Source organism: Acidithiobacillus sp. M4-SHS-6 (assembly GCF_047421495.1).
In the GTDB taxonomy this organism is placed as follows: domain Bacteria; phylum Pseudomonadota; class Gammaproteobacteria; order Acidithiobacillales; family Acidithiobacillaceae; genus Acidithiobacillus.
In genome coordinates, this window is record NZ_CP175559.1 from 2115813 (window position 1) to 2140551 (window position 24739).

A 24739-nucleotide genomic window follows, 5' to 3' on the forward strand; every position below is an offset into this window, starting at 1 on the left:
CCGAGAAGAAATCTTGCCCGACGGGTCTTATCTCAGCACGATTTATCCCACTTCATACAGACCGGAAAAAACAGCGCCATGGGATCCGCGTGCGGGTGATCGAATATACCTTGAAGGGCATCCCCGATGCAGAATCTTCTTACCGGCTGATGACCAGTTGGCTGGACCCCATAGAAGCCCCGGCCGTGGAGTTGGCCGCCCTGTATCATCAGCGCTGGGCCATCGAATCGAGTTTCGATGAACTCAAAACCCATCTGGCCGAGCGCCGTGTCGTGCTGCGGAGTAAGCGACTGGAATTGGTAGAGCAGGAATTCTATGCCCTCCTATTGGTCCATGCCGCTATCCGCCACCTGATGACCGAAGCGGCAGCGCAAACCCGACAGGCAGCCCAGGACCGGTCCTTCATCCATGCGGTGCGCGTCCTGCATCGCTGTCTTCCGGCAGTCGCCGCTATTCCCCCCTCGGGGTAGGTCTGTAAGGATAGAGGCGATCCATTGCGGATACCGTGTGACCCATGCCCCATGATTCTTACTATCTAAACATTATTGTTCCTAACCAACATCGAATCCATCAGCTTACCAAAACCATTGGTCAAGTGGAGTTATGAACCGACCCGGCCGGAAGATGTACCGGGCGCTTTCATGCGAGCTTATGCAGTAGCCATGCAGGCTCCCCAAGGGCCGGTATTTCTCTTTCTTCCCCTGGATGACTGGAACAAGAAGATGGTCGAAATCGAGGTCTTGCGCAATGTTTGTACGCGGCAAGCTCCCGATCCCGCGCTGCTGCCTGTTTTTGCCCAACGGATAAACGAAAGCCGCCAACCTGTGATTGTATATGGTGCCGACGTGGCGAGAAGTGAAGGGTGGAATGAGGCCATTCAGTTTGCCGAAACCCTTGGCGCTCCAGTATGGATGGCTCCTTTCTCCGAACGAAATGCTTTTCCCGAAACCATCCCTTGTTTCAAGGGACCCTGCCTTCGGGGATTGGGACGCTTACCCAAGCCCTAACTGGACATGATCTGGTGATTGTAGTTGGTGCTCCTGTCTTTCGTTACTACCCTTGGATTCCTGGAAAGTACCTGCCGGATGGCGCCCTCCTGTTGCATGTCACAGATGATCCTGACATTTCCGCTAAGGCGGTCGTTGGCGATAGTCTGGTCAGTGATAGTCGACTTTTCCTTCAGGGCATTCTGGGATTGACCCATAAAAGACCGTTTAAAGCCGAAAAAAATCGTCCTCCAAGCAGCAACCGGACGGCGCGCCCGATCCACCCGCATGCGGTTTTGGAAGTCATGGCAGAATCGATGGCCGCGCCCTGTCTCCTGGTTGAAGAGAGCCCTTCCATCGTCCCCATGATGCAGGACGTTTTTCGACTTTCCGCGCCGGATACCTTCTATGCTGCTGCCTCTGGATGCCTGGGGTGGGGACTTCCAGCTGCCGTAGGACTAGCCCTTGGTGAACGGCAGGCCGGAACCCATCGCCCCGTGCTTGCCTTGCTGGGCGACGGGTCATTCCAATACTCTCTTCAGGCGCTTTATACGGGCGTACAACAGCAGCTCCAGATCATTGCCGTCGTATTTCAGAACGAGGAATATGGGATCCTCAAGCAATTTGCCATCCTGGAAAACACTCCCCATGTTCCCGGGCTGGACCTTCCGGGTTTGGATTGCGTTTCCCTGGCACAGGGATATGGGGCAACAAGTGTGCTGTCAACTTCCTTGGTTGAGTTTGCAGAGCACTTCAAAAAAGCTTTGCAGCAGGCAGGCGTCACCGTACTGGTCATTCCGATCACCAAACGCTTGTCACCCCTTTATTGACCAGTCTCACTGTCTTTATTAACCCGGCCCTGCAGCGCTCCCAAAATCATTGCTGATTCTGCTGTGCTGCCAATGCCAGGGATAAGCATTGACACCTTCAATTGCAGAAAATCAATTTGTGGATTACTTGGTTTATAACAACCAGATCGGTTTTTTTTCACGGTTCAAGTATACATCATGGAAATGATAATTATCATTCTTCATAACTAACTGATTGTTTATCCGTTAATGAAATAATGGCACATTTCATGCTACTAGAAAAATGACGGTGAAAGCTTTGCTGATAGTCGTCTTTACTTTCTTAGCATGTTTGCATGAGGAGTTTGCTATAATGTTAATGGAAAACACTTTACCGATCCTGCTGAGTCGCCTCGACTTTGCCTGGATCACTTCGATGCATATCCTCTGGACACCATTGACCATTGGTGTTTCCTGGATTCTGTTCGGGCTGGAGGTGGCCTGGTTACGCACCAAGGACGAGCGATGGTATCGTCTCAACCGCTTTTTCGAAAAAATCTTCATCATCAATTTCGGTGCGGGCGTTGCCACTGGCGTCACCATGGAAATGGCCTTTGGGATCCTTTATGGCCCATTTTCTCAAGCCGTAGGCCCTTTCTTCGGCAATATTCTCGGCTTCGAAACCATCACGGCTTTTATGTATGAGGCGGGTTTCATCGGTCTCATGATTTTTGGATGGAACAAAATTGGCAAGGGCATGCACCTGTTTGCCACCTTCAATGTGGCCTTTGCTTCCAGTTTATCCGCCTACTGGATTCTGGTGGCCAACGGCTGGATGCAGACGCCGGATGGTGTAGTACTCAAAGATGGCCTCTTTCAGGTGACCAACTGGTGGAGTGCCATTTTTAATGAAAGTAATGATTGGGGATTTCCTCATATGTGGGTCGCGACCATGATCCTGGGATTTTTTGTGCTGGCAGGGACCAGCGCCTGGTTCATTCTCAGAAACCGTCATGCGGATCTCTTCGTCAAGATGCTGAAACCCGCGATTTTGGCGCTGTTGATCATAACGCCCATTCAAATATGGTTAGGGGATAGCTTGGGTGTCGATGTTGCCCATAGCGAGCCAACCTCCCTGGCGGCCATGGAGGGGCATTACCATACGTACCTGCCGGACGGAAAACCTAACACCGCCTGGAATCTCATCAGCATTCCCAATGCCAACAACGACGGTAGCCTATTTTCCATTCAGATCCCTCATGTCCTGAGCTTGCTGGAGACGCACACCTGGAATGGCGTGGTTCCTGGCCTTGATCAGTTCCCGGCCAAGGATCGTCCGAATGTGTGGGTGCCTTTCTATTCCTTCCGGATCATGGTGGCCATTGGCTTCTTCCTCTTCTTCATGGCCTTGTGGGGTACCTCACTGATCATCCGTGGCAAACTCACCGTGGAAGGACTGCGGCAACGCCCCTGGTTTCTGCGGGCGATGGTGTTCGGCGCCTTTCTCCCCTATCTGGCCGTTTGGACTGGCTGGTGGACCCGCGAAGTAGGGCGTCAACCCTGGGTGGTCTTCAACATCATGCGTACTTACGAGGGGGTAAGTCACATGGGGCTTGGTCAGGAAATTGCCTGGTTTACCGGGTACGGCATTTTTGAACTGACCGTCTGGGCCGGGGCCTGGTATTTCTTTTCACGCGTCATCCGGAAAGGTCCTGATCTGGAAAGTCCCTTGCCGGGCGCCCCTGAACAGGATGTGGCCAGCGACGAACACGCCGGCGGAGGCATGGTCACGCCGACTTTTGCCAAGCCCGCCGTGGGGAAACATCTTTAATCACGCCCCTCCGGCGGCAAGCGCTGCAGGGGGGTTCCCGGTCAACCCGAAAGGGTTGAACGGGACATTCTTAAGGAGTCAATCATGATGTTCGATCTTGCCCGAATCGCTACGACGCTGACGACGTGGTGGTGGCTGTTACTCAGTTTGTTGTTTCTTTTTTTCATTGCATTGGACGGAGCAGATCTTGGGGCGGGTGTTTTTGCCTTGTTTTCCCCGGATGAGCAGGAACGTGGCGCGATTATGGCGTCCATGGCCGGGATATGGGATGGCAATGAAACCTGGCTCGTCGTGGCAGGCGGTGTTTTGTTTGGCGCTTTTCCATTGGTGTATGGCTCTGCCTTCAATTATCTGATGATCCCGTTGATGTTGGCCTTGTGGGGAGTCATTTCTCGGGCCGTCGCCTTCGAGTTTCATGTGCATGCCACTGGGAGTAAACGGTTCTGGGGCTGGGCATTCGCCGGCGGCAGCTTCCTGGCACCCTTTGGGGCCGGCCTGGCTTTGGGTGCCACCCTGCAGGGGTTTCCCATGCATGCCGGCGCGGCCATGGCGAAAGGGGCTCCCGGCCTTTTTGTGAACTCTCCGGTTCCTCATTTTACCGGTAATGCCCTGACCTTTTTGACCCCCTTCAGTATTTTCACGGGATTTGGAGCCGTGATTGCGGCTGGACTGGCTGGCGGATTGTATCTGTGTGCCCGTTTCGAGAAGGGAGACCCCATCAACGTGAAAGCGCAACGCTGGACCACCTGGTTTTCGTACCTTGCCTTGGCGGCCATCGTGGTGATATTGATCTGGTCTTACGCGATTTTCCCCTGGGCGGCGGCAAAATGGACGGGCTCTTATTGGTGGGTATGGGCTTTATGGTTCTTGGTGGTACTGTTTTTTGCCTACAAATCCATGATGAATCATTCCATGCAGCACGACTTTACTGCCCTGCTCTGGGGTGAGGGAGTGGTCGTTCTGCTGTGGTTTGCCATGTGGGCGACCATGTATCCCTATATCGTGCCTGAAACCTGGACGATCTCGGCAGCGGCCAATCCCGCCAATTCCATTGCCGTGTTTACCTTGTTCATGACGGGTTTCGTGCCCATCATGATCATGTATAACGCCTATCAGATTTGGGTCTTTCGGGGTCGGATGACCAAAATGGCCAGCTACGCAGGTCATTAGAGCTGTGGGGAGGATCCCGTGTTTGGGTATCCTCCCACAATATCGGCAACAGATTAAACAGGCGCAATGCCTTGGAGCAAGTCATGAAATTCATTTCTTCTGTGTATGGTAAGCGGGAGCTGGAAGGCCGCCCCGATGATTACGCAATCCTGGATATTCTGGATGCATTGGAAAGTCAACATGATTTGGTCAACGAAAAATGGGAAGCTCTCATGGGGGAACTGGACGCGCTCAATGTCGAAGAGGCATTGGATAGCCGGGCACGGATAACCATGTCCGACCGCCGCTTGCTCCTGGAGCAGGAGCTATCTCGTTACCAACGTTTCTTTCGGGTCCTTCGCCAAAGTTTGGTAAGGACCAAAAGTTGTTTTCCTTGAGTTGACCACAGTTTTGTTCTTTGCCTCCGAACCGTGCTTGCCAAGCAGGCTCGTATTCTGAAAGTATCTATTGGATTCTAGCCATCCGTTGCTTACTCTGGGTTCGGAGGTTTTTACATGTCCAAGGAAACACAGTGCTTATGCATGACCCGATATGGACGCTTTCCGGTGAATCGGATTGCGTGCGCTGTCCTATGCGCAAGCTGAGTATTTTTGCCGGGCTCAGCATTACAGACTTGTCCGACCTGGGTATGGATGTAAAAGACATTCATTTGCCTGCTGGTGCCGAGCTATACCGCCAAGGCGAATCAGCCAGTTATGCCTTTACCTTACGTTCTGGGGCAATCAAACTCAGCGTACAGAAGAATGGCCAGCCTGGCCCAAGAATCGTACGTCTGCTGAGAGACGGAGACTTATTAGGATTCGAAGGATTGGGTCAGGCTCGTCAACGTTATCAACATACTGCCACGGCGCTGGCAGCGTCGGATTTATGTTTGCTGGATCTGGCAACCTTGAACCACTTGTCCGAGAATCTTCCCAAAATTCGCCAGGCACTGCTAGAACGATGGCAAAGGGCTCTGGAAGATGCAGAATTGCATCTTGCCGAAACAGGGTCCGGTAAGGCCGAGTCCTCGGTTGCTGCTTTTTTATGTCAATGGTGCAGAGTATTTCCCGATGGAAGCTTGGTAGCCTTTCCAATGGAGCGAAAGGATCTGGCCAGTTACCTGGGACTTTCTTCAGCCCATGTTTCCAGAATCATGGCAGAATTCAAGCGTCAGGGATACGTCAAGGAATCCGGTAATCGCATCCGTATTGAACGACTTCCGCTACTCCGGATTACCGGAGGCTTGGAGCCCAAGGTCTAAGCCCCAAGATCTACGCTATGACGGAGCCATGCTTCATCCTGAATGTCACCGATGTGCACAATACACTTTCGGGCGACGCTCTATATACAGATCCCAGCCGTACGACGACAGATCCGGCGGGTGGAGCGGTATTGGGGGCGTGGCAGGTGCTGCGACAGGCACCGGGCTAGGTGGTCTGACGGGCTATGCGCTTGGCCATCAGGGTGCGGTTTCCGAACAGGGCAGCACCTGGTAACTATTCGGGTCCCAATAGCTCCCGGCTCTGCAGAACAAAATATCTGCCCTAGATATGGTACTGAGCTCTGGGCAGATGGTCCTTGACCCCCACTTAAAACGGCCAGGAACTAAAATCACTTATTCATGTCCACCATTCAGTACAGATTTTTAAAGTGGATAAAATCTATAGTGAAGGTGAAGTAATGAAACTCCGTGGAGCTCTTCTTGCTATTCCATTCGTGATGACAGCCACATCTGCTTTTGCTGCTCCAGTAGCCACTGTCAATGGTGTAAGTATTCAGAATAGTGAAGTGCAGGCCATCATGGCCATGAATCCTTCCTTGGCCAAGATTCCTCATGCCCATAAGGACATTGTGCAAAACCTGATCAACATGGAGCTCTTGTATCAATATGCCGAGAGACAGGGACTGCAACACTCCGGTACAGTAAAAACGCGCTTGGCCTTGGCCAATCGCCAGATTCTGGCGAACGCCGCCGTCGATCAATATGTTCGACAACACCCCATTCCAGAAACCGACATCCGCGCAGCTTATGAGAAAATGATTCAGACGATGGGTAAGGAAAAGTATAAGGTACGACAGATTCTTGTCAAAACCAAAGGCAAAGCAGATGAAATCCTGACGCAACTCAAAAATGGGCATCGATTTTCCGCGCTAGCCAGAAAGAATTCCATCGATAAAGCGAACGCCATTCATGGAGGTCAACTTGGATGGATTATTCCGAGTATGTTTGTGCCAAGTTTGGCACGCGCCATCGAAACAGCTCCTATAGGTAAACCGGTTGGTCCCTTAAAGTCAGACTTTGGCTACCGTATCATTGAGGTGCAGGCGGCCCATGCTTTGACTCCTCCTCCCTTTAAAGCAGTGCAGGACCGTATCAAGACCCAACTGTCGGAGCAGGAGGCAGCCCGATTCGTAACCGTCCTAAGAAAAAAAGCGAAAATCATTATTCATCGCTGAAGCTTGATGGTGGCCAATGAAAACTGACCGATTTATTTTATGTTTAGCTGGTAGAACCGGGAGATACCTATGACGCCAGCATCATCGCAGGGAACTTTCCATGGGTATTTCGGTCTTTCACCAGTGGTGAAGGAACCCTGCTTCCTGCCGATTGTTTGGGTCTCAAGGGTTTTTTTGACATAAGGAGGATAGTCATGAAAAGAAGCCCTCTCTCGAAAACAAAACGCCGGTGGTTCACCTTGCTGAGCCTGCCCGTCCTGGGCATCGCGGCGATGGCCTTTCCCCTCGCTCATGCGGCGACTAGCTATGTCTCAGTAGATGGGCATTCAGTGCCTGTTTCCACAGAAAACCGCACTATCCACATCCCGGGAGGGATTATTCAGATACACACCGTTACCTGGGGAACTCAGGGTATGCCAGAACATATGCACGTTACCGCCGGGCAGCTCTCCCCCGTGCAGGCGGAAGCGATGCTCCATCGGAGTTTATGGCAAATGCGTTCCATGCAAGTCGCGATGGATCGCCAGATTGCCGAGATGAATCAGTTGATGCGGGTGTCTTTTGGCCCCTTCGCAAATCCCCTTTTTAACTTTCCGGAGCCGGTCATGATGACCAGAATATTTTTGCCGGGACCGGTCATGCCCCCTCCGGCACCTCCAGCCCACCTGGCACCAGCTCCCGCAAAAACTCTGCCGGGCCATGAAGTCATGTCGGTGCGCTGGCGGCACCCACAGCAACCCGCCAGTCCTAAGTTGCCCATTTAATGGCATTTATTCGATACACCCCAAAGACCAGCTCGCGGTGTCTGAACACGAGCAGCAGGTGATGATGGCGAATACTCCAAAAGTCTCTTGGAATCAGGCATCTGCCGGGAATCTGTTCAATCCCTTGACAGATTCAGCCCCACGTCACGGGGCATTTTTTCTGAGGAAGGGTTAGGTGCCTACGCGATCGTATCGAAGCCATATTGGGACTTTCCTTTTCTGTCTTGCCTGGATTCCCGCCGTTGCAACCGCTGGTCAATTACGGGCCTCAGTAATCCCCCAATATCCCATACATGTTCTGGAAATGCCCAAATCGGTGGCAGGAATGTCATTAGTGGAGATTGAAAAATGGGCGCATCTGGGAGATCCGGCGGCAGAAAACGCCTTAGGTGTGGATTACTTACATGGAAGAGGCGTTCGGGAAAACTGGAAAAAAGCCGACATCTGGTTTCGTAAATCCGCCCATGCTGGCAATGCCAATGGCGCATTTCATCTGGCCTTTGCCTATAACTTTGGCGAAGGGGTCCCCATGAATACCCACAAGGCCGTGTACTGGTGGCAACAATCCGCCAAAGACCGACGGAAATGAGCCGTTCTTGTGTTCAAGCGTATGGTGAAAATCCTTGCGGTGATTTTGTTCGCTGCTTTCTGGGAATTGTGGATCGGTCATCAAGGACACCTGCATATTGAACGGGTTTTTTGCCTCCAGAAATATCCAGCAACTTCCAGATGATTGTTTTAACTCACCCCGAAGGATGTCATCAGAACCATGCTGAACGGCTAGGCGGCATCGAAAGGCTCGGTACTGCATTTTAATTTTACGGCATTCATATTCCATGCAGGTTGGACAACCGTAACTTGTGTTTTATTCATGGCGCCGGGATTCACATGGAGCGCAATGAATATGGCCATAAATATGCCGCAACAGAGCAACAAGATAGTGACAACGCCGCGCTTGATCGCCCTCTTAAAAGACGGCCCCCTGTTGAATGAGCTTTGCGTTGTGGCTAGCTCCCAACACCACCACCAGCCTATCACTGTCCATCCAAGAAAGAAATTGATTAGATATAAACCATATCTATTTTTCTTCGTTCTGCACCATAGTGAAGGTAAAAGATAACCTATAAATGCCGCACAAATGATGGCGGATTTCTTCAAAATGGAGAGATATAAAGGTAGAATATGGAATTCTGTACCAGTCATTCATAGCCCCTTCTGTGGTATAAACAACAAAAAGGATAGGCTATGTGCTATCATGGACTGGTTTCTCCAGAATGTAGAAGGATGTGCTCAATCTAGACTGACTTTGCTTCCGGAGAGTTCCTCTACGGCATGAAAACTGCGTCTGTGGAAGAATCGACCGTATGAATTACATGATGAACGTAAAGTGATATTGACGTATATTTGCCAAGAATCAGGAGACCGCAACCATGTTATGGCTGATGCCTGTTGCTTTATGGTTACATATTACATCGAGATCTGGTCGTTACTCATCCTTATATCAGGGACAAAATCGATTGATACTGATGGCTGGAACCAACCAGCATTTTCCTCCTTTAGGAAAGCGTGTTTCAGGCTCAATAGGGTATGCGTATTGGGGTAACAATATCAACACATTCGCGGCCTTGGCCCATGCGCGGCCGGACAACTGGATTTTGTCGCTGGGTACGAGGAGCCCCGAAGGACAACGGCGGCATCCGGTGGTGATGGCCCAGCTTTTCGGAGGACTGGCTTTTGCCCATGCCAAGCACGCTATTTTGGCCCCCTCCTTGCACTGTTTGGGTTTGAAGAGCGGACCACTGTCGCGGAAATGGAAGGTTCTGCAGGGTCAGCAAGCGCTCTCAAGACTCCTGAAAATATCCGCTCAGGGGAATGGTCTTGTCCTCCGCGTGGCCGCCTATGGAGATAAGCCCGCAGAATATGCGCAGATAATTCGTTTCTTCAGCCCCCCTATCCACAAGGAATATCCGAATGTAGCCATTATTGCCGCGCTCCCGATACCGGATGCAAAACACGGGAACATCAGTCGGCGTGCCTGGCTGAAAGATATCCAAAACACGCGCCAACTGGTGAACGGCTATGCACTGCTTCAAGGAAAGAATACGACGTCTCGGCACCTTGCTTGGGTTCCCTCATCCTGGATAGCTTCGGGAGTTCGTCTTGCGGAAGAAACCCAACAAATATCATGACGGTCAAATTTCAACAAAGCTTTGGCCGGCATGGGGGAAAGCGAGGTAGTCATTGAGGTTGGTGCTGCCAGTCCTCTCCCAGGGCGGCATGATTGAAGAGCACAAAGCGATGATGCGCGATGACCTCGATCCGGGCAAAGGCGACATTGCTGCACTCCTGCTCACAAGGCATGGGCTCCATGCCAAAGCCGATTTTGAGTTCCGATGGTCGCCCGGTCTTGGGAAAGACAAATAGTGGCCGATAATGCCCTGCGTTGCTACACTGGAAGCATGCCAAACGCTCTACCGCATATTCTCCTGCAAGAACAGTTCATCAACCGCTTCAACGGTCGCACACTCATCGTGCATCGCGGTTTTCCGGATCAGTATTTCAAGGATCTGCTGGAACAACCCGGCGGGGGTGGGCATTTTCGGGTAGATAGCCGTATCGCCCCGAGCAACCCGCCGACGCCCATCGAATGGGTCGTGCACCATCATATCCTTCCTCTGGATTTACCCATGCCCCTGCTGATCAAGGTGAATGCCGACGCCCTCTATCTACGCCATCTCCTGCACGGCGCTCACGCCGGGCACCCGAGCGAGATTCTCTGGATGCTGGATGCCATCCGTGAACGCTATCATGTGCGTTTGGATCGCCAGCAAGGGACTTATCTGGCCGTGCCAGGGATGCCGGTTGCGGACAATGACATCGACTATGATTTCAACCATGACTGAAGCACTGGATGATGCCAGCCTGTTGCGCTACGCCCGCCAGATTCTCCTGCCGGAAATTGACCTTGCCGGACAAGAGCAACTGCTGCACGGTCGGGTACTCATTGTCGGCATGGGCGGGCTGGGTTGTCCGGCCGCCCAATATCTGGCTGCGGCGGGGGTGGGGCAACTGACGGTCTGTGATGGCGACCAGATAGAATCCAGCAACTTGCAGCGCCAGATTCTCTATGGCGAAGCCGATGCAGGGCGCAGCAAAGCCATTGCCGCCCGGGAACGGCTGCTGGCCCTGAATCCCCATATCCGGGTGAGCGCCTGGACTGAGCACGCCCAGGCAGAATCCCTGGGCATCGCCCTGGAAACCCATGATCTGGTACTGGATTGCACCGATAATTTCCAGAGTCGCCATCTCATCAACCGCGCCTGTTGCGCGGCGCGTAAGCCCTTGGTCAGTGCCGCTGCGATCCGCTGGGAAGGGCAGATCAGCGTCTTTGATTTTCGCAAGGCAGATACTGCCTGTTACGCCTGCCTCTATCCGGAACAGAGCGCCGACAACATGGAAGACAGCTGCTCCCGCAATGGCGTCCTGGGTCCTTTACTGGGCATTCTCGGCAGCATGCAGGCTGTTGAGGCGATTCGCCTGCTCAGTGGTCATGATTCGCCCCTGAATGGACAATTATTCCTGCTCGATGCCCTACACTGGCAGTGGCGGCAGGTGCAACTGCGCCGCGACCCTACCTGTGGAGTTTGTGGATGAAAGCCCTCAGTCTTCCCCGCACCCTCGCCAATGCCCTGCTCAGCGACCTGCAATCCGGTAGAGGCGAAGGACTGGTGGGGGCTCTCCACGAACGACCCTGTTCGGTTTATCCGGCACAAGGAAGCGAACGCGCCGCAGCGCTGGAACTGCTTACCAGCCGGGGCGAAAGCCTTTTTGCCTGCTACGCGGCAGCACCCCGGAACCCTACCCCTACCCCGCCGGAAACGCCTCAGCCTCCCTTTGACCCACCCTATCAAATTCGTTTGGCCACCGACATACGCGGTGTGATTGTCCTGCGCGCCTATACCCGGGACGGCGGACAAAGCTGGCAGGAAAACATCATCGTGCTGGAAAATGACTGAGCACGACGATTTTTCCGTCATGTCCTTCAATATCCAGGTAGGGATTGGTTCTCACCGGGCTCGTCACATGCTCCTGCATGGCTGGAAATATGTCATGCCCCATGGTCAGAGTCTGCGCAACCTGGAACGCATCGCCGAAATTCTGCGTGAAGCCGACATCGCCGGACTGAATGAAGTGGATGCCGGCTCTTTTCGCAGCCAGTATGTGAATCAGGCCGGTTTTCTGGCCGAGCGCGCTCAGTTCCCCTATTGGGCCCAGCAACGCACCCGGGATTTTGGCGAACTGGCCCAGCACAGTAACAGCGTGCTCTCGCGCTGGCCTATTGCCCACAGTGAACCCCACGCCCTGCCCAGCTTCATGAAAGGCCGTGGCATGCTGGAAACTCGCATGGAAATCAACGGTAGACCACTGACCGTAGTCATCACCCATCTGGGATTAAGTCGTCACGCTCGCTTCAGTCAAATCCGCGATCTGGCCCAGCGCCTGCGCCAGCACGGATCGCTGATTCTCATGGGCGATTTCAACTGTACAGCGCGTTCCCCGGAAATCCGCCTGTTGCTGGCCGAAAGCAACTTGCAGGCACCGCCCTGGAACCCGCCCACTTTTCCGAGCTGGTCACCGCGTTTTTCCTTCGACCATATTTTCTGCAGCCGGGATCTGGAATTCACCGAAATCGAAAGTATCGGTGAACCGCTCTCCGATCACCTCGCCCTCAAGGCGCGACTGCGCTGGAACTCGAAGACAGGGGCAAATGCAAGGCACCCGTCACGCTGAAGGGAATGCGACTATTGAATATCCCCATCACCAGATAACCCTTGACCGCATAGGGCAATCCTTTCCGGCTATCCACAGTGCTCAGATCCCCCAGGAGGGGCAAGAGATTGCCCGTCACCGGAACCGAAACAATGCGGCTCCCATAGGCCGGAATATGTACCGGCTTGTTCAGCAAACCATAAGCCACCTGCCGGTTTTGCACATACAGCCGCGCCTCGCCCGCCTTGGCACTCAAGGCCGAACTATTGGGGTTGCTGATTTTCAGATCCAGATCAAAAGTCTGGGAAAGCAAACCGACCGTTTGGGGATGAATGTTCTCCAGCTGCACCTGCGGGGAATGGGTGGGGAAAGCACTACAGGCGGTCAATGGCAGAATCATTGGCGTCAGCAAGAGCCAACGCCAAAAACTTTGGGACAAGGCATTACTTCGTGCAACAATACGCATCAGTCCACTCCAGAAAATGTCCGTGATCGAGTATAACCCATGGAATATCCCATAGTCCGAAATCATGCATGACTGAGCAAAGCCTCCAACAACCTCACTGGCATCTTGAGGATCAGACCATTATCCTGAGCGGTCGCTGGACCCTGCGCAGACTGGGCGGTAGTTTTGCCAGCCAGCAGGCCATGCTCCAGAACATGCAAGGCAATTTCCTCTGGGACTTGCGCAAGATAGACGCTCTGGATAGTGCCGGAGCCCTGCTGCTCTGGCAGGTCTGGGGCAATCGACTCCCCGAAAAGCTGGCGTTGTGTGATACCCATCGGGTAATATTTACCCGACTGGCCGATCTGCAGCCCTTGTCCCATCCCCCGCGCCATCCCTTCCAGTTTCTGGATGCACTGGGCGCCTTTCTCATGGAAACCGGTCGTGACCTCTGGGGTATCTTCCTGTTGATGGGAGCGCTGCTCCTGGAGTTCGGTCGTGGCCTGCGTCATCCTCGCAGTTTTCCCTGGCGGGAAATTTCCGCCACCATTGTCAACACCGGCCCAAGTTCCCTGCCCATCCTGACCCTCATCGGCTTTCTGATCGGCATTGTCATTTCCTTTCAGTCCGCCTCGACGCTGGCCCAATATGGCGCCAACATTTACATCATCAACATTGCCGGTCTGAGCATTTTGCGGGAGTTTGGCCCCTTGATCACGGCGGTGATTCTCTCCGGCCGTTCGGGTTCGGCCTTTACCGCCCAGATTGGTGCCATGCGCGTCACCGAAGAACTGGATGCCCTGCGCACCTTTGGCATCCCCCCGGTTCGCCGCCTGGTGCTTCCCAAGGTCATTGCCCTCGCTCTGGTCGTTCCGCTGTTGGTTCTGTGGACCGATATGGTCGGCATTCTCGGGGCCATGCTGGTCGCCAAAGCCAATCTGGGCATCAGTTATCACTTTTTTTTGCAAGAAATGCCTGTCGCCGTACCGAGCTTCAACTTGTGGCTGGGTATTGTCAAAGGCGCCCTATTCGGCATTTTGATTGCTTGGACTGCCGGCTTTTATGGCCTGAAAGTCCAGCCCAACACCACCAGTCTGAGTCGGGAAACCACCAATTCCGTGGTGTCTTCCATCACCCTGGTCATTCTCATCGATGCCATTCTGGCGCTGGTATTCGCCAACACAGGAATCCCCTGATGGAACGTCCTGACGCCATCATCATGGATGATATCGGCACCCGATTCGGGGACTACTGGGTTCATCGCCACCTGAATCTCAAAGTGAATTGCGGAGAAATTCTCGCCATCGTCGGTGGCAGTGGCACCGGCAAAACCACCTTGTTACGGGCCATGATGGGGCTGGTTCCCATTGCCGAAGGCACGTTGACCTTTCTCGGCAAAAACCCGCAAACTCTCACCCTGCGCGAGCAAACTGCCCTGCGTCAGCGTTGGGGGGTGCTATTCCAGCAAGGCGCACTGTTCAGCGCCCTGACGGTTTTCGAGAATATCGCCTTCCCCCTGCGCGAGTGGGGACACCTGACCCGCGCCGAAATCAATGATCTGGTCGCCCTCAAGTTACAGATGGTAGGACTCAAACCCAACGATGCCTGGAAACTTCCGGCAGAACTCTCCGGTGGCATGACCAAACGCGTGGCGCTGGCGCGGGCGCTCGCCATGGAAGCAGAAATCCTGTTGCTGGATGAACCCACTTCCGGGCTGGACCCCATAGCCGCCTCGGATTTTGACGCCCTGCTCCGGCAGGTGCATGCCGACATTGGCTTTACGGTGGTCATGGTCAGTCACGACCTCGACAGTCTGGCCGCCACTGCCAGCCGGGTGGCGGTGCTCGCCGATCATCAGGTGCTGACCGTGGGATCCCTCAATGAGGTTCAGGCGGTCGACCATCCCTATATTCGAGCATTTTTCCATGGTGAACGTGGAGAAAGATTACTGAACAGCCTGCGGGCCACGGGTGAACTGCCTAGTCTCCCCAACGCCGACCGATCTGATTGGCAACGTCGATCTGATCCAGCACCCGCGCCACCATAAAATCCACCAGATCTTCAATGCGCCGGGGACGATGATAAAAACCCGGACTGGCTGGCAAAATGCGCACCCCCATCCGCGCCAGACTCAGCATGTTTTCCAGATGAATGGTGGACACCGGGCTTTCTCTGGGCACCAGCACCAGTTTGCGGCCCTCCTTGAGCATGACATCGGCTGCCCGCTCGGTCAGGTTATCGGACAAGCCATGGGCGATGGCGGCAAGGGTTCCTCCCGAACAGGGACAAATCACCATGGCCCGGGGCGCGTTGGAACCCGAAGCCACCGGCGCATACCAGTCATAGGGCGCATAGACCGACAGCAAACCAGGCTTTTCCAGGCCAAAATGGGCATTCAGAAACTGGGCCACAGCCTCGGGTTTTTCGGGTAAATCCAGGCCCAACTCCTCCCGGCAGACCACCCGCGCCGCATCAGAAATCAGCAGATAAACCTGCACGCCGGCCGTCAGCAACACCTCCACCAGGCGAATACCGTAGGCTACCCCCGACGCCCCGGTCATGGCCACACAAATCCGGTCCTGGGCACGCCGTTCTTTCATGCTGATTCTCCCGTCATTCCTGCCCCCCGACGGGCCAGTTCCGCCAACAAGCGCCCATGAATGCCCGCAAAAGCCCCGTTACTCATCACCAACACCTGATCACCGACCTGCAACAAGCGCAGAAGATCTTGCAGCAGCGCGTCCATATCCGCATACACCGCGGCCTTCCCCGCCAGGGCCGCACCCACGTCCCAGCCGATGTCCCCAGGGGCAAACACCAAAGCCTGATCCGCCCCTTCCAGACTGGCAGCCAGAGTCTGCTGATGCACCCCCAATTTCATGGTATTGGAGCGCGGCTCGAGAACCGCAATCAGGCGGCCGGAATGACCCATGCGCCCGCGCAGTGCGGCAATGGTCGCGGCAATGGCCGTCGGATGATGGGCAAAATCATCATACACCGCCACTCCGGCCACTGTACCGCGTAATTCCAGACGCCGCCGCACCCCCTGAAAACGGCCCAGGGCAGTGCAACCCACATCCAACGGCACCCCCGCATGACACGCGGCAAGCAAGGCAGCCAAGGCATTTTCGGCATTGAATACCCCGGCCATTTCCCACTGGACCTGGCCCCGCAGCCGATCCTGCTCCAGGATGCTGAAATGCCTGCCGTCAGGGCTGTCCAGCCGCACCAGCCAGTCAGCATCTCTACTGCCATCACCGCCAAATCGCTGCACCGGCGTCCAGCAACCCTTGTCCAGCACCTGCTGCAAGGCGGGGGCTGCGGCATTGACCAGCAGCACCCCGCTTCCGGGCACGGTGCGGACTAAATGATGAAACTGGGTGATGATGGCTCCCAAATCGGGAAAAATATCGGCATGATCATATTCCAGATTGTTCAGGATCAGGGTCCGTGGATGATAATGCACGAATTTCGAGCGCTTATCGAAAAAAGCCGTATCGTACTCATCGGCTTCGATGACGAAAAACGGACTATCGGTGAGTCGCGCCGACACCCCAAAATTTCGGGCTTCGCCGCCAATCAGGAAACCCGGATCGAGCCCCGCCTCCTGCAAGATCCAGGTCAGTATGGAGGTGGTGGTGGTTTTGCCATGGGTGCCTGCCACCGCCAGTACCCAACGGCTGGCCAGCACCTCCCGCGCCAGCCAGCCTGGACCGGAATCATAAGGAATTTGCCGGTCCAGCACTGCTTCCACACAAGGATTGCCCCGGGACAGGGCATTACCGATGATGACCAGATCCGGCGCAGGAAGGAGCTGCTCGGGGTCATAGCCTTCTTGCACCATAATTCCCTCACGGGCCAGCAGATCACTCATGGGTGGATAAGTATGGCTATCAGAACCCGTTACCCGATGTCCCGCCGCCCGGGCCAGCAGGGCAATGCCGCCCATGAAAGTCCCGCAGATCCCGAGGACGTGAATATGCATGGGCGTTTAATGCATGGTACTGCGGGAGGGCGCACCCAAACGCTGGTCGAGCATCTGGTTGGCCAGTTCAAACAGGGCCGTAAACTTTTCCAGCAACTCCTGATAACGGGTCATGAGCGCTTCTTCTTCTGCCAGGACGGGATGATCATCCAGTGATCGGGCGAGCATATCCCGCGCCATGCCCAGACGTTCCACCACCTCAAAGTAGGCCCAACCGTCGGGGGGCTGGGCGCTGGCAGCGGCCAGTTCCTGCTGGAAATACCAGACCAAGGCCCCCCGGGTAATGGCCCGGGCAGCCGTCGCCTCTTCCACCTCGGTCAACTGCCACTCGTGACTGATGGTTTCCTGCCAGTCCATATACACATGCCAGCGCTGACCATTTTCATCGGACAGGAATTCAAGGCGCACCCCTACGCCCTGGTCGCCCAGACGGGCAATCAGACGTTCCGCCTCGTCCCAGTCTTCAGCGTAATCAGGGATGGGGCTCCCCGGAGGTGAACCCATGACCAGGGTTTCGACTTGCTCCAGGTAACGTTGATCCAGGGCGGCAGTTCGGGCTATTTCCAACGCGTCGTGGCTACTCAAAGAAGGTGCCATCCACCGGGCTGCTGGCACTGGCATAGAGCTTGCGTGGCATCCGCCCTGCCAGAAAGGCCTTGCGTCCGGCATCCACCCCCAGGCGCATGGCTTCGGCCATCAACAGGGGATCCTTGGCGGCGGCGATGGCCGTATTCAGGAGCACACCATCACAGCCCAACTCCATGGCCACCGCCACATCAGAAGCCGTCCCCACCCCGGCATCCACCAGAATCGGCACGGTCGCCTGCTCCAGAATGATGCGCAAATTGTAGGGGTTGCGAATACCCAGCCCCGAACCAATGGGCGCAGCCAGGGGCATGACCGCCACACAGCCCATTTCGGCAAAGGTCTTGCAGGCTACCGGATCATCGACACTGTATACCAGCACCTCAAAACCCTCGGCAATCAGTATCTTCGCCGCTTCGTAGGTTTGCCGCATGTCAGGGTAGAGGGTTTGGGGATCACCGATGACTTCCAGCTTGACCAGTTTCCAGTCCCCCAGCTCGCGGGCCAGGCGACAGGTACGCACCGCATCCTCCGCCGTATAACAACCCGCCGTATTGGGCAGAATGGTAAAGCGATCCGGGGGCAAGACATCCAGCAGATTCGGCGCGTCCTTGTCCTGGCCCAGATTCACCCGGCGCAGGGCCACGGTGATGATTTCCGCGCCCGCGGCATCCACTGCCGCCCGGGTTTCGGCAAAATCCTTGTACTTGCCCGTACCTACCAACAATCTGGACTGGTAAGCGCGTCCCGCGATTACCAGGGGATCTTTTTGCATCGTCATTCTTTCACCTCAACATGGGATACTGGGCAGGCGGCATCAACCGCCGCCCACCGCCTGAATGATCTCCAGACGATCCCCGGCCTCGACCACGGCCTGGGCATGGCTACTGCGCGGGACGATTTCGCCGTTACGCTCGACCGCCACCCGGCGATCTGCCCAGCCCAGTTCAGCCAGCAGGTCCAGCACTGTGATTTGCTCCGGCACCTCGCGGGCCGCACCATTTACCTGTATTTGCATTCCTGCGATGCTAGAACCTCCCTGCAGGGGCGTCAATCCCGCAGAGCGCTGGCATGGATGCCTTGGGTGGAGTCATTCTCATCATCGGCGCCCGTCTTGGTGCCGTCGCCGTCTACAAGACGCGCGGGGGTCGATATCAGATGTTGATAAAACAGGCCTTATGCAGCCCTATGGGAAATAGGGATAAGCATGGCCAAGGCCATAAAACCTCACACAAACCGTTCGGGACGGTACGGCAAGGGATCCGTAAACGGCGTTTCTCCACCCATCATTTCGGCGAGCAGGCGGCCGGTGGTGGGGCCGAGGGTGAGTCCCTGATGGCAATGGCCGAAGGCGTACCAGAGGCCTTTCTGGCCGGGAGCGGGGCCGATGATGGGGAGCATGTCCGGGGTGCAGGGGCGCACGCCCATCCAGGCTTCCGGGTCCAGACGGGTGCCGAGACCGGGTAACAGTTGCCGGGCCTGGGCTTCGGCGCGGGTCAGGGGTACGGCGGAGCGGGGCGCGTCGCGATGGGCGAACTCGGCACCCGTGGTCAGTCGGATGCCGCGTTGCATGGGTGCCAGCATATAGCCCTGATCGGCGTCCAGCACCGCATGACAGAGGGGGTTGGCGGGTTGGCTGTAATGCATGTGATAGCCGCGCTTGACGAAGAGCGGGGGATGAAAGCCCAGCGCGCGGGTCAAATCCGGTGACCAGGCCCCCAGGGCAATGACCAGCTCCGCCCCTTCGATGGGGCCATGGGCTGTCTGTACCCGCCATGCGGCATGGTTCCGTTGAATACTTTGCGCATTGCCGGTGCGAAACTCTCCGCCCAGCCGGGTGAAATAATTCAGGTAGGCGCGGGTCAGGGCGTGGGGATCGGTAACGGCCAGGGGTTGGGTCCAGTGAATGCCGCCCGCAAGTCCAGGCCGCAAGGCAGATTCCATCTGCGCTATCTGTGCCGTATCCAGGGCAGTATAGGTCACGCCGAATTGTTCAGCCTTGTAAGCGGCTTCCTGCAGGGCATGATCCAGGGATTCCCCATGGGTATGCACCTGCAACCATCCCCCCGAGCGAAACAAGTCCGTCGCCCCGGCGAGGCCAGCCAGGGCCAGATGATCGTCCAGGCAGTGGATAATGAGGGCGGCATAGTGACGGGCGATGGCGCGATGCCGTTCTTGCTGGGAGTTGTACCAGTACTGCATGAAAGGAATGGCGAGGCGGGGCAACATGGTACCGCGATAATAGACCTCCGTGGAACGGTTGCGGGCATAACTCAGCATCTTCGCCAGGGCGCGGGGGAAAGGATGGGGCATGACCGCTTCGCGTTGAATCAGGCCGGCATTCCCGAACGAAGTCCCCTCTCCCGGCCCCTGGCGATCCAGCAACAGCGTTTGCCGTCCACGCAGTTGCAGTTGCAGGGCTATGGATACGCCGACAATGCCGGCACCTAATACGATCACTGAGGGATGGTTGGTCATGGCTGCCCGTCACACTTCTCAAGACTTAAAGTCACCTATGGAGGGATTCTGCCTGAATCACTCCAGAAACTGAAGGATTGCCATCCCATAAAAAAGGACAGCCGCTTGACAGAATGCGGTGCCTCGGCCATGGTTGCGGGAAATTGTGAGGATCTCCATGCTGCATTTTCCCGATATCAATACCGTTGGCTTTCCCCTGGGCCCTATCACCATTCACTGGTATGGGCTGCTGGAAATCATCAGTTTCGTTATTGCTACCTTGTGGCTGATCCGGCGCGGCAAAATGCCGCACTGGAATTGGCACAAGGAGCAGATTGTCGATCTGGAATTTTATGTGGCGGTGGGGGCCATTCTCGGCGGGCGTGTAGGGTATATCATCTGGTACAATCTCCCCTATTACCTCAGTCAGCCCATCAAGATGCTGTATATCTGGGATGGCGGTATGTCTTTTCATGGTGGACTCCTGGGGGTGGTACTGGCCTGCTGGGCGTTTGCCCAGTCCCATAAGGATCACTGTTTCCTGCCAACCCTGGATTTCATTGCGCCGGCGGTGCCCATTGGCCTGGGCCTGGGGCGGTTGGCTAACTTCATCAATGACCAGTTGTTTGGACGCGTCAGCCATCTGCCCTGGGCCATGGTGTTTCCAGCGGGGGGGCCACAACCCCGTCAGCCTTCGCAGATTTATGAATTTCTGCTGGAAGGCGTGCTGCTCTTCCTGATTCTGGTCATTTACAGCCGCAAGCCCCGTCCGGCCGGAGCCATTGGCGGGATGTTCGTGCTGTTTTACGGCATTTTCCGCTTTGTCGCGGAATTCGCACGCCAACCCGATATTCAGTTGGGCTTTGTTTTTGGGCCTTTTACCATGGGCCAAGTCTTGTCCGTGCCCATGATCATTCTCGGTCCGGTCATTATCTGGTGGGCCTACAAGGGCGGTTTTGCCGAATCCCCCTCCACGGCAGAGTCTGCCGCCAGCGCCAAGACCGTCAGTGAACACTGAGCATTTCATCCTTGTGGGAGTTGCGAACCAGTGGCAGATGAACTCAACGCGCCCCAACAGGAAGCTGTCCAACATGTCCACGGTCCCTTGCTGGTACTGGCCGGGGCCGGATCGGGCAAAACCCGGGTCATCACCCGGAAAATCGTCCATCTGATTCGCGACCGGCAAGTCGCGCCTAAACATATCTGCGCGGTGACCTTTACCAACAAGGCCGCCCGCGAAATGAAAAGCCGGGTGAGCCAGTCCTTGCAGGGCCAGAACAGTCGAGGTCTGATGGTGTCCACCTTTCATCGCCTGGGTCTGGATATTTTACGCAGGGACATTACCCGTCTGGGCTATCGCGACAATTTCAGCGTCATCGATCCGGGGGACAGCCTGAGCATGGTGCGCAACCTGCTGCGCGATGCCAATGGCCCCAGCGATCTGGCCGAAGCCATTCAGGCACGCATTTCCCGCTTCAAGAATGATGGCTTCCTGCCCCAGGAAGCCCAGGCCGATGATCGTCTGGGGCAGGAAGCGGCGGACATCTACAAGCCCTATCAACGGGCTCTGTGCGCCTGCAACGCCGTGGATCTGGATGATCTGATCCTTCTGCCCACCCGTCTGCTCCAGGAAAATGAGGAGGCTCGCCTGGCCTGGCAGGACCGTATTCGCTATTTATTGGTGGATGAATATCAGGACAGTAACGGTGCCCAGTATCGTCTGATCCGCAACCTGCTGGGGGTACGGCATAATCTGACTGCCGTGGGGGATGATGACCAGAGCATTTATTCCTGGCGGGGGGCGGCGGCCGACAATTTGCATCGCCTGGCCCAGGACTATCCGGCCCTGAAAGTCATCAAACTGGAACAGAATTATCGCTCTACCGGCCGTATCCTGCAGTCGGCCAATGCGGTGATTGCGCAAAACCCCCATCTTTTTGAAAAGCGTCTGTGGAGTACCCTGGGGGATGGTCATGCCATTCGCGTATTGGACTGCGCCGATGAAAGCGACGAGGCCGAACAGGTGGTCAATGCCATTCTCCGCGACCGCTTCCAGCGTCAGGGCGAATATCGCGATTATGCGATTCTCTATCGCAGCAATCATCAGTCCCGGCCCTTTGAAGCCGCTTTGCGCAATGCCCGTATTCCCTATCAGATATCCGGTGGTCTGTCATTTTTTGAACGGAGCGAAATCAAGGATTTTCTCGCTTATTTGCGTTTGCTGAGCAATCCCGATGATGATCCGGCCTTTTTGCGGGCGGTGAATACGCCGCGCCGGGGCATCGGCAGCAGCACCTTGGAAAAGCTTGGGGAGTTTGCCAAAAACCAGAATCTGTCACTGTTCGCGGCGGTATGGGAAGCAGGGCTGGATATCCCGGATAAAGGCCGAAACGCCCTGCGCAGCTTTGCCGGATGGATCAACCTGAAGGCCGATGAACTGCACAAAGCCGAAATGCTCCCGGCCCTGCACCGCCTGCCCGATGAAATCGGCTATTTGCAGCACCTGCACAATGAAGGGGATGAAAAGGAGGCATCCCGGCGCTGGGAAAACATCCAGGAGTTGCTGATCTGGATAAAGCGCCTGCAGGAGCAGGAAGATGGCCCGCAAACGCTGCTGGAAATCCTCAATCGCCTGATGCTCTTCAATGTACTGGAGCGGGAGGAAGACGATGATCGGGACGTGCTGCGCCTGTCCACCCTCCATGCCGCCAAGGGCCTGGAGTTCAACCAGGTATTTCTGGTGGGAGCCGAAGAGGAATTACTCCCCCATCGGAACAGCGAAACTCCCGAACAAATTGCCGAGGAGCGGCGCCTGTTTTATGTGGGCATGACCCGCGCCCGCTTTCGGCTGATCTTGAGCCGCTGCCGCAAAAGGCGGCGTTATGGGCAGGACGTGAACCCCAAGGCCTCCCGCTTTTTGCAGGAAATTCCCAAGGAACATCTGGACTGGCAGGGTGAGCAGAGCGAAGAGCCGGAAATGGACCCGGCCACGGCCTTTGCGCGCTTGCGCGCTATGTTGGGGAAACAATGAGCTTTAAAGCGGCGGGTGGCAGGGCTGTTTATGCGACCTTGGCCACCGTTTTCAGGCCAACGCAAGGGCTATCCAAAACCGGATAGCCCCTTGCTTGAAGCCGATCAGCGCTGTCTGATCAGTGCGCGGCGATGTTGCCCATGGCCTTGACTCGTGCGGAAAGGCGGCTCTTGGTGCGGGAAGCGGCATTGCGATGCACGACCCCTTTCCCGGCAGACTTGTCGATAACCGATTCAGCCGTGCGCAGCGCAACGCGGGCTTCATCCTGATTGCCGTCATGCACCGCCTTGAGTACCTTTTTCACGTAGGTACGCAGACGTGAACGCATGCTGGCATTGTGCAAGCGATGCTTTTCATTTTGTAGAACGCGCTTGCGCGCCTGTGCTGTATTCGCCAAGTTTTACTCTCCGTGTATGTGTATTGCAGACCAATGCAGAAATTTCAAACTGCGAATTCTACCCTTTCTTACAGCACTGTCAATGAATTATGGGCATTCTGCCATCATTACCTGCACATGGCTAGGCTGTATACAGACTTTCAGGGAGCTTCCCGGGATGATCTGCGCTGCTTCGGCCCGCTGCAGAGGCAGCAGCATTTCCAGGGGGGCGGGCCCTTCCAGGTAAAGCCGCATGGACAGGCCTTCAGCGCGACAGGCCCGCACCCGGACCAACAGGCGATTGGGACAAGGCTGCGCGGCTCCTGCTGCCAATAAGCCGTCTTCGGCGCGCCAAGTCAATTGCACCGGGGTTCCCACTGGCAAACCTGACGGCGATTCCACCTGCAATTGCCAACCAGCACCAGCAACCCGCAGGAGGGTGTTTTCCTGAGCTTCAACCCGGCCTGACAAAAAATTGCGAAAACCCAGCAGCCGCGCCGTAGTCCGGTGTTGTGGTCGGGCAAATACTTCGGCGGGAGCGCCCTCCTGCACAATGGTGCCATCACGCAAAATAGCCATGTGATCGGCGAGCATCGCCAGATGGGGATCGTGACTGACCGCCAACACGGGAATCCCGAAGAGATGCACCTCCCGGATCAGTTCATCCAGGACCTCGTCCCTCGTGGCCATATCCAGGGCTGAAGTCGGTTCATCCAGCAACAACAATTGGGGTTTTCGCGCCAAAGCCCGAGCCAGGGCTATCCGTTGTTTCTGGCCGCCGGATAATTCCGAGGGAAAACGCTCTGCCAGCTCTTTCAGCCCCACCCGCTGCAGTAATGCCAAGGCTTCGGCCCGGCGCTGGGCTGAACGAGGCAAGGGAAAAGCCACGTTTTCCCAGGCGCGCAAATGGGGAAAAAGCGCGTAGCCTTGGGGGAGATAGCCGACCGGTCGCTGTTCCACAGGGAGATCGCCAAACGGGCTGACACTGGCCGGAAGCAACCCGGCAATGGCCTGCAGCAAAGAGGTCTTGCCCGCCCCGGAAACGCCCAGCAGCACCGTAAAACCCCTGATCAGCAAACGCAGATCCAGTGCGACAGGCTGCGTCATCCGAC

At 55.8% G+C, this 24739-nt stretch carries 30 protein-coding genes; 19 read left to right on the top strand and 11 right to left on the bottom strand.

Annotated elements, in window-relative coordinates:
- Positions 1 to 89: 89 nt before the first annotated feature.
- From ACJU26_RS10985 to ACJU26_RS11030, 10 genes are all read left to right on the top strand, one after another.
- Entirely contained in the window at positions 90 to 470 is a 381-nt protein-coding gene (locus ACJU26_RS10985; protein WP_414039689.1) for a transposase, read from the top strand.
- Positions 471 to 641: 171 nt separating this feature from the next.
- The gene (locus ACJU26_RS10990; protein WP_414039690.1) at positions 642 to 1007 is read left to right on the top strand and encodes a hypothetical protein; all 366 of its coding nucleotides are present in this window, start codon (positions 642 to 644) and stop codon (positions 1005 to 1007) included.
- Between the two features lie 284 nt (positions 1008 to 1291).
- Positions 1292 to 1816 (top strand): thiamine pyrophosphate-dependent enzyme, encoded by a 525-nt coding sequence (locus ACJU26_RS10995; protein ID WP_414039691.1) that lies wholly within the window; start codon positions 1292 to 1294, stop codon positions 1814 to 1816.
- Positions 1817 to 2147: 331 nt separating this feature from the next.
- Positions 2148 to 3605: a cytochrome ubiquinol oxidase subunit I gene (locus tag ACJU26_RS11000; protein WP_414039692.1), complete on the top strand. Its 1458-nt coding sequence runs from the start codon at positions 2148 to 2150 to the stop codon at positions 3603 to 3605.
- An 87-nt stretch (positions 3606 to 3692) separates the two neighbouring features.
- On the top strand, positions 3693 to 4775 hold the full coding sequence (locus tag ACJU26_RS11005) for a cytochrome d ubiquinol oxidase subunit II (RefSeq protein ID WP_414041972.1): 1083 nt from the start codon (positions 3693 to 3695) through the stop codon (positions 4773 to 4775).
- A gap of 83 nt (positions 4776 to 4858) precedes the next feature.
- Positions 4859 to 5152, top strand: a complete 294-nt coding sequence (locus ACJU26_RS11010; RefSeq protein WP_414039693.1) for a hypothetical protein — start codon at positions 4859 to 4861, stop codon at positions 5150 to 5152.
- A gap of 140 nt (positions 5153 to 5292) precedes the next feature.
- Positions 5293 to 6018 (top strand): Crp/Fnr family transcriptional regulator, encoded by a 726-nt coding sequence (locus tag ACJU26_RS11015; protein WP_414039694.1) that lies wholly within the window; start codon positions 5293 to 5295, stop codon positions 6016 to 6018.
- Positions 6019 to 6407: 389 nt separating this feature from the next.
- The gene (locus tag ACJU26_RS11020; protein WP_414039695.1) at positions 6408 to 7214 is read left to right on the top strand and encodes a peptidylprolyl isomerase; all 807 of its coding nucleotides are present in this window, start codon (positions 6408 to 6410) and stop codon (positions 7212 to 7214) included.
- A gap of 194 nt (positions 7215 to 7408) precedes the next feature.
- Positions 7409 to 7978: a hypothetical protein gene (locus tag ACJU26_RS11025; protein WP_414039696.1), complete on the top strand. Its 570-nt coding sequence runs from the start codon at positions 7409 to 7411 to the stop codon at positions 7976 to 7978.
- Between the two features lie 325 nt (positions 7979 to 8303).
- A complete protein-coding gene (locus ACJU26_RS11030) occupies positions 8304 to 8567 on the top strand; it encodes a tetratricopeptide repeat protein (RefSeq protein WP_414039697.1) in 264 nt (87 codons plus the stop codon).
- Positions 8568 to 8758: 191 nt separating this feature from the next.
- Here ACJU26_RS11030 and ACJU26_RS11035 read toward each other — a convergent pair whose 3' ends face one another.
- Complete coding sequence (locus ACJU26_RS11035) at positions 8759 to 9181, bottom strand: superinfection immunity protein (RefSeq protein ID WP_414039698.1); 423 nt, start codon at positions 9179 to 9181, stop codon at positions 8759 to 8761.
- A 227-nt stretch (positions 9182 to 9408) separates the two neighbouring features.
- Between ACJU26_RS11035 and ACJU26_RS11040 the strand changes: the two genes are divergently transcribed.
- Positions 9409 to 10167, top strand: a complete 759-nt coding sequence (locus ACJU26_RS11040) for a hypothetical protein (RefSeq protein ID WP_414039699.1) — start codon at positions 9409 to 9411, stop codon at positions 10165 to 10167.
- A 49-nt stretch (positions 10168 to 10216) separates the two neighbouring features.
- Here the strand turns inward: ACJU26_RS11040 and ACJU26_RS11045 are convergent, their stop codons facing one another.
- Complete coding sequence (locus ACJU26_RS11045) at positions 10217 to 10339, bottom strand: hypothetical protein (protein WP_414039700.1); 123 nt, start codon at positions 10337 to 10339, stop codon at positions 10217 to 10219.
- Positions 10340 to 10437: 98 nt separating this feature from the next.
- Here ACJU26_RS11045 and ACJU26_RS11050 point away from each other — a divergent pair, with 98 nt between their 5' ends.
- The 4 genes from ACJU26_RS11050 to ACJU26_RS11065 are packed head-to-tail and all read left to right on the top strand — an operon-like array spanning position 10438 to position 12769.
- Entirely contained in the window at positions 10438 to 10881 is a 444-nt protein-coding gene (locus ACJU26_RS11050; protein ID WP_414039701.1) for a hypothetical protein, read from the top strand.
- Complete coding sequence (locus ACJU26_RS11055) at positions 10874 to 11632, top strand: HesA/MoeB/ThiF family protein (RefSeq protein ID WP_414039702.1); 759 nt, start codon at positions 10874 to 10876, stop codon at positions 11630 to 11632. Before ACJU26_RS11050 ends, ACJU26_RS11055 begins: the two co-directional genes overlap by 8 nt.
- Positions 11629 to 11994: a hypothetical protein gene (locus ACJU26_RS11060; protein WP_414039703.1), complete on the top strand. Its 366-nt coding sequence runs from the start codon at positions 11629 to 11631 to the stop codon at positions 11992 to 11994. Before ACJU26_RS11055 ends, ACJU26_RS11060 begins: the two co-directional genes overlap by 4 nt.
- The gene (locus ACJU26_RS11065; RefSeq protein ID WP_414039704.1) at positions 11987 to 12769 is read left to right on the top strand and encodes an endonuclease/exonuclease/phosphatase family protein; all 783 of its coding nucleotides are present in this window, start codon (positions 11987 to 11989) and stop codon (positions 12767 to 12769) included. The genes ACJU26_RS11060 and ACJU26_RS11065 overlap by 8 nt, the downstream gene beginning before the upstream one ends.
- Here ACJU26_RS11065 and ACJU26_RS11070 read toward each other — a convergent pair.
- Positions 12708 to 13214 carry an LEA type 2 family protein gene (locus ACJU26_RS11070; protein ID WP_414039705.1) on the bottom strand — a complete coding sequence of 169 codons (507 nt, stop codon included), beginning with the start codon at positions 13212 to 13214 and terminating at the stop codon, positions 12708 to 12710. The two genes, ACJU26_RS11065 and ACJU26_RS11070, sit on opposite strands and share 62 nt — an antisense overlap.
- Positions 13215 to 13282: 68 nt before the next feature.
- Between ACJU26_RS11070 and ACJU26_RS11075 the strand changes: the two genes are divergently transcribed.
- Positions 13283 to 14389 (top strand): MlaE family ABC transporter permease, encoded by a 1107-nt coding sequence (locus ACJU26_RS11075; RefSeq protein ID WP_414039706.1) that lies wholly within the window; start codon positions 13283 to 13285, stop codon positions 14387 to 14389.
- Positions 14389 to 15240, top strand: a complete 852-nt coding sequence (locus tag ACJU26_RS11080; protein ID WP_414039707.1) for an ABC transporter ATP-binding protein — start codon at positions 14389 to 14391, stop codon at positions 15238 to 15240. Before ACJU26_RS11075 ends, ACJU26_RS11080 begins: the two co-directional genes overlap by 1 nt.
- Here the strand turns inward: ACJU26_RS11080 and ACJU26_RS11085 are convergent.
- The 6 genes from ACJU26_RS11085 to ACJU26_RS11110 form a co-directional block, all read right to left on the bottom strand.
- Positions 15173 to 15793, bottom strand: coding sequence for a flavin prenyltransferase UbiX (locus tag ACJU26_RS11085; protein ID WP_414039708.1), 621 nt, complete (start codon positions 15791 to 15793; stop codon positions 15173 to 15175). The genes ACJU26_RS11080 and ACJU26_RS11085 overlap by 68 nt on opposite strands.
- The gene (mpl, locus tag ACJU26_RS11090; RefSeq protein ID WP_414039709.1) at positions 15790 to 17178 is read right to left on the bottom strand and encodes a UDP-N-acetylmuramate:L-alanyl-gamma-D-glutamyl-meso-diaminopimelate ligase; all 1389 of its coding nucleotides are present in this window, start codon (positions 17176 to 17178) and stop codon (positions 15790 to 15792) included. The genes ACJU26_RS11085 and mpl overlap by 4 nt, the downstream gene beginning before the upstream one ends.
- A gap of 6 nt (positions 17179 to 17184) precedes the next feature.
- Positions 17185 to 17775 carry a hypothetical protein gene (locus tag ACJU26_RS11095; RefSeq protein ID WP_414039710.1) on the bottom strand — a complete coding sequence of 197 codons (591 nt, stop codon included), beginning with the start codon at positions 17773 to 17775 and terminating at the stop codon, positions 17185 to 17187.
- Complete coding sequence (locus ACJU26_RS11100; protein ID WP_414041973.1) at positions 17756 to 18538, bottom strand: thiazole synthase; 783 nt, start codon at positions 18536 to 18538, stop codon at positions 17756 to 17758. Before ACJU26_RS11100 ends, ACJU26_RS11095 begins: the two co-directional genes overlap by 20 nt.
- A gap of 42 nt (positions 18539 to 18580) precedes the next feature.
- Complete coding sequence (thiS, locus tag ACJU26_RS11105) at positions 18581 to 18781, bottom strand: sulfur carrier protein ThiS (protein ID WP_414039711.1); 201 nt, start codon at positions 18779 to 18781, stop codon at positions 18581 to 18583.
- A 209-nt stretch (positions 18782 to 18990) separates the two neighbouring features.
- A complete protein-coding gene (locus ACJU26_RS11110; protein WP_414039712.1) occupies positions 18991 to 20241 on the bottom strand; it encodes an NAD(P)/FAD-dependent oxidoreductase in 1251 nt (416 codons plus the stop codon).
- Positions 20242 to 20398: 157 nt separating this feature from the next.
- Between ACJU26_RS11110 and lgt the strand changes: the two genes are divergently transcribed.
- Together lgt and ACJU26_RS11120 are read left to right on the top strand one after the other, a co-directional pair.
- The gene (lgt, locus tag ACJU26_RS11115; RefSeq protein WP_414039713.1) at positions 20399 to 21238 is read left to right on the top strand and encodes a prolipoprotein diacylglyceryl transferase; all 840 of its coding nucleotides are present in this window, start codon (positions 20399 to 20401) and stop codon (positions 21236 to 21238) included.
- Positions 21239 to 21268: 30 nt separating this feature from the next.
- A complete protein-coding gene (locus ACJU26_RS11120; RefSeq protein ID WP_414039714.1) occupies positions 21269 to 23251 on the top strand; it encodes a UvrD-helicase domain-containing protein in 1983 nt (660 codons plus the stop codon).
- 118 nt (positions 23252 to 23369) lie between these two features.
- Here ACJU26_RS11120 and rpsT read toward each other — a convergent pair whose 3' ends face one another.
- Both rpsT and ACJU26_RS11130 read right to left on the bottom strand, forming a co-directional pair.
- Positions 23370 to 23648 (bottom strand): 30S ribosomal protein S20, encoded by a 279-nt coding sequence (rpsT, locus tag ACJU26_RS11125; protein ID WP_414039715.1) that lies wholly within the window; start codon positions 23646 to 23648, stop codon positions 23370 to 23372.
- Between the two features lie 87 nt (positions 23649 to 23735).
- The gene (locus ACJU26_RS11130; RefSeq protein ID WP_414039716.1) at positions 23736 to 24734 is read right to left on the bottom strand and encodes an ABC transporter ATP-binding protein; all 999 of its coding nucleotides are present in this window, start codon (positions 24732 to 24734) and stop codon (positions 23736 to 23738) included.
- Between the last annotated feature and the right edge of the window lie 5 nt (positions 24735 to 24739).